This is a genomic window from Pseudoalteromonas sp. H71 (assembly GCF_001468485.1).
In the GTDB taxonomy this organism is placed as follows: domain Bacteria; phylum Pseudomonadota; class Gammaproteobacteria; order Enterobacterales; family Alteromonadaceae; genus Pseudoalteromonas.
In genome coordinates this window covers 67354-70214 of sequence record NZ_LODI01000008.1, presented here as the reverse complement: position 1 = coordinate 70214, position 2861 = coordinate 67354, and the positions used below count along the sequence as shown (strand labels likewise).

Sequence of the window (2861 nt, the reverse complement as noted above, 5' to 3'; positions counted from 1 at the left end):
TCAAAAGGGTCAATATTAACCCAATAATGATTGAGTATTTCTTGATAGCTTACAATGCTAGGTTTATAGGTGATTTCAACCGCTTCATAGTGTCCTTTATGATTACCGTTATATGTCGGGTTTTTAATTTTACCCCCTGTAAAGCCAGATATTACGTCGGTTACGCCTTCAAGTTTCTCAAAGTCTGATTCCATACACCAAAAGTAACCACCTGCAAGCACTGCTTTTTTTGTCTCTTCTGCGTAAGAGAGTGTGCTAAATAAAACGAGGGTAGATGCTAGCGTTAATGAGAGTGTTTTTTTCATAAAAATATCCACCTTTAGAATTAATTTAACTATACGTTTAATTAGACCTATCAAGTACAAAAGGTATTTCATATTTTTAGCTAACAAATTTGGTTTTGGTCAAAAGTGTCTAATTTATATTTTAATACTATGTATTCCACTAAAAACGCAGTTGAAAAGTTTAACCGTGATGATTAAGGTTAATGCATTGATGATGTAATTTACCTGGTGTTAGATGAACCAATTAACTGAGGAATCAATTAGCTGCCCGTATTGCGGTGAAGTTATAGAGGTATTACTAGATGCTGCAGATATTGATGAGCAATACATAGAAGACTGCCAAGTATGCTGTAAGCCCATTTCGTTTGTTGTATTTGAAGAAGACGGCGAGCTAAAGGTAAATGTATACAGTGAAGACGATACATTTTAAATTGGCGTAAATTATAAAAAAGGCTGCATAACTGTAGCCTTTTTTATTGATGGGGCGTTACTTATTTTGTTCTCGAGCTAGCTGGTTAGGGAGTAGCTCTTCCACTATTTCACGTGCGGGTAGAGTGTAACGTGTGCCATCAAACATGACTGAGGTAAACTCATTTATATTAGTAATGCCGGTTAGGGTCCAGCCCTCGCCGCGCTTAGGACAATACACAGTTGTGGTAGGTTGTATTACTTTAAATTCGTCACTCATACTTGTGTGCTCGTTATATAATGCTTGTTAATGCGCTATGGTAAGTTAATAATGCAGGTTCATAAAGTGCTATTTGCCCTGTATTTAAATCATGTTTGAAAAAATAAATACGCCTCGTATATCGCTGCGTTTAATATCTCATAAAGATGTAACTAGCTTACATGCTATTTTAAACAACCCGTTGGTTAGTAAATTTAATGACTATTCAACCCCACTATCTAAAAGTGATGTAAAGCAATTAATACAAGATGATATTAGCGGCTATTATGAAGGGGAAATTATACGTTTAGCGATTACGCATAATACTCTAAACAAAGTGATTGGTAGTTGTGGCCTATATAAAATTAATGAACAAGTAAGCTGTGCTTTTTTAGGCTTTGAGCTGGCGCCGCATTTTTGGGGTAAGGGTTACATGAAAGAGGCGCTTGTAGCGTTAATACCTGAATTAGTGATGATTTTTAAGTTAAAAACTATTTATGCCGAGGTAGATAGTCGTAATATAGCCTCGTGTAATTTGCTAAATGGGCTAGGGTTTCAACTTAGCGAAAGTAAAAGCAGCGTTTGGTTTTGTTATTTTTAATACATTTGAATACATAGAGAAAAATATGGCTATACACATAAATAAAAATTACTTAGTAAACTTAGTATTTGCTGTGATTGCATTGAGCTTAATTATTTTAGGCAGCCGTTATTATAACCATTATGTTTCGGCCTATACAGATGTAACAATCGATTCAAAAGTATTAAATGAAACGCGTAAAATTTTTATTAGATTACCGAGCAATTACGATGCTAATAAAACGTATTCGTTAATTATTAAAACAGATGGTAATTTTAACCTTGATAAATGGGATGAGTCTTTAACTATGCTTGCTAAAAAACAAGGTGGTAAGCAAGCAATACTAGTGGCTATTCCAAACTTATTTTTTGTATCTTCTCGTAATCGCGACCTAGTGCCGCCTTACGCACGCCAAGAGGTTAATACTGAAGCTAGATTAGATGATGATACGCAGCCTAATGGTGAGGCTGATAAGTTTTTACAGTTTATTGAAATAGAGCTTCTGCCTTATTTATCAAGTAAATTTAAGCTAAACAATAACCGTGTGCTAAGTGGGTTTTCTGCTGGTGGAAGTTTTGTATTGTATGCATTTCATACAAAAACCGAATTATTTAATGGCTATTTTGCGTTTAGCCCTGCTGCTTGGTACGACGATATGACAGTAGTAAGTAAGGTTGATACGTTTTTAAAATCAAAAAATGAGGCGTTTAAGCAGCCAACCTATTTGTTTTTGTCGGTAGGTGGGGATGAGCACCCGTTAATGTTAGAGGCATATAATAATTTAGAGCAGACATTTAAAACCAACTATAATAACAACTTACTGTGGGAATCTATTATTAACCCCAATGCCGAACATAACGACAATCCACTATTGAGTGTTGCTGATGCGCTAGGCGGATATCAAAGGTTTTTAAATAAAACACCTTAATATGTCGCTCAACTTAAAGTAGTAAGTAATTGACGAAATAGCTCTTGTGGTTAAGGCTGTCCCTTTTTAATATTACCAAAGAACACATCATACTATTTTGGTTGTAAGTTAATCTTAACTAAGAGTTTAAAAGATATGGTTATTGTCAAAGAGTAGGTGGTGTCACAAGTAGAACGCCCTAACTTAGTAGGGCATGAAAGGGCAAATTATAATTTTATAATTGGTATCTAAATCCAAATGCGATTCCGTCATCTTCCGACTGTTCCATTTGGGCTTGCTGATCTTTATTGTTGCTTTCAAAGTCACTAAAATCTTTACGGGCCTCTACATACGCAATCGTGTCTTCGTCAAATAAATAATGAAGGCCAATAACAGCAAATTGGCGTTTAAATACATCGTTCG

The 2861-nt window shown here is 35.2% G+C and carries 5 protein-coding genes and 1 pseudogene; 3 read left to right on the top strand and 3 right to left on the bottom strand.

Going from position 1 to position 2861, the window contains the following annotated elements; all coding sequences use genetic code 11:
* The coding region (locus ATS71_RS18860) for a peptide-methionine (S)-S-oxide reductase (RefSeq protein ID WP_235591421.1) at window positions 1-305 on the bottom strand (305 nt) is incomplete at its 3' end.
* 214 nt (window positions 306-519) lie between these two features.
* On the opposite strand from ATS71_RS18860, the gene ATS71_RS06195 reads away from it, so the two are divergent.
* Window positions 520-714 (top strand): CPXCG motif-containing cysteine-rich protein, encoded by a 195-nt coding sequence (locus ATS71_RS06195; RefSeq protein WP_058404027.1) that lies wholly within the window; start codon window positions 520-522, stop codon window positions 712-714.
* 57 nt (window positions 715-771) lie between these two features.
* On the opposite strand, the gene ATS71_RS06190 is transcribed toward ATS71_RS06195, so the two are convergent.
* A complete protein-coding gene (locus ATS71_RS06190; RefSeq protein WP_008133044.1) occupies window positions 772-972 on the bottom strand; it encodes a hypothetical protein in 201 nt (66 codons plus the stop codon).
* Window positions 973-1063: 91 nt separating this feature from the next.
* Here ATS71_RS06190 and ATS71_RS06185 point away from each other — a divergent pair, with 91 nt between their 5' ends.
* Window positions 1064-1552, top strand: coding sequence for a GNAT family N-acetyltransferase (locus ATS71_RS06185; RefSeq protein ID WP_058404026.1), 489 nt, complete (start codon window positions 1064-1066; stop codon window positions 1550-1552).
* Between the two features lie 25 nt (window positions 1553-1577).
* Window positions 1578-2459: an alpha/beta hydrolase gene (locus tag ATS71_RS06180; RefSeq protein ID WP_058404025.1), complete on the top strand. Its 882-nt coding sequence runs from the start codon at window positions 1578-1580 to the stop codon at window positions 2457-2459.
* Between the two features lie 214 nt (window positions 2460-2673).
* Here ATS71_RS06180 and ATS71_RS18855 read toward each other — a convergent pair.
* Window positions 2674-2861 (bottom strand): annotated as a pseudogene (locus ATS71_RS18855) (porin); the annotation flags it as partial.

Excerpts from the sequence above, each read along its gene's own strand:
- ATS71_RS06190 (WP_008133044.1), bottom strand. The coding sequence starts at position 972 with ATGAGTGACGAATTTAAAGTAATACAACCTACCACAACTGTGTATTGT.
- ATS71_RS06185 (WP_058404026.1), top strand. The coding sequence starts at position 1,064 with ATGTTTGAAAAAATAAATACGCCTCGTATATCGCTGCGTTTAATATCT.
- ATS71_RS06180 (WP_058404025.1), top strand. The coding sequence starts at position 1,578 with ATGGCTATACACATAAATAAAAATTACTTAGTAAACTTAGTATTTGCT.
- ATS71_RS06195 (WP_058404027.1), top strand. The coding sequence starts at position 520 with ATGAACCAATTAACTGAGGAATCAATTAGCTGCCCGTATTGCGGTGAA.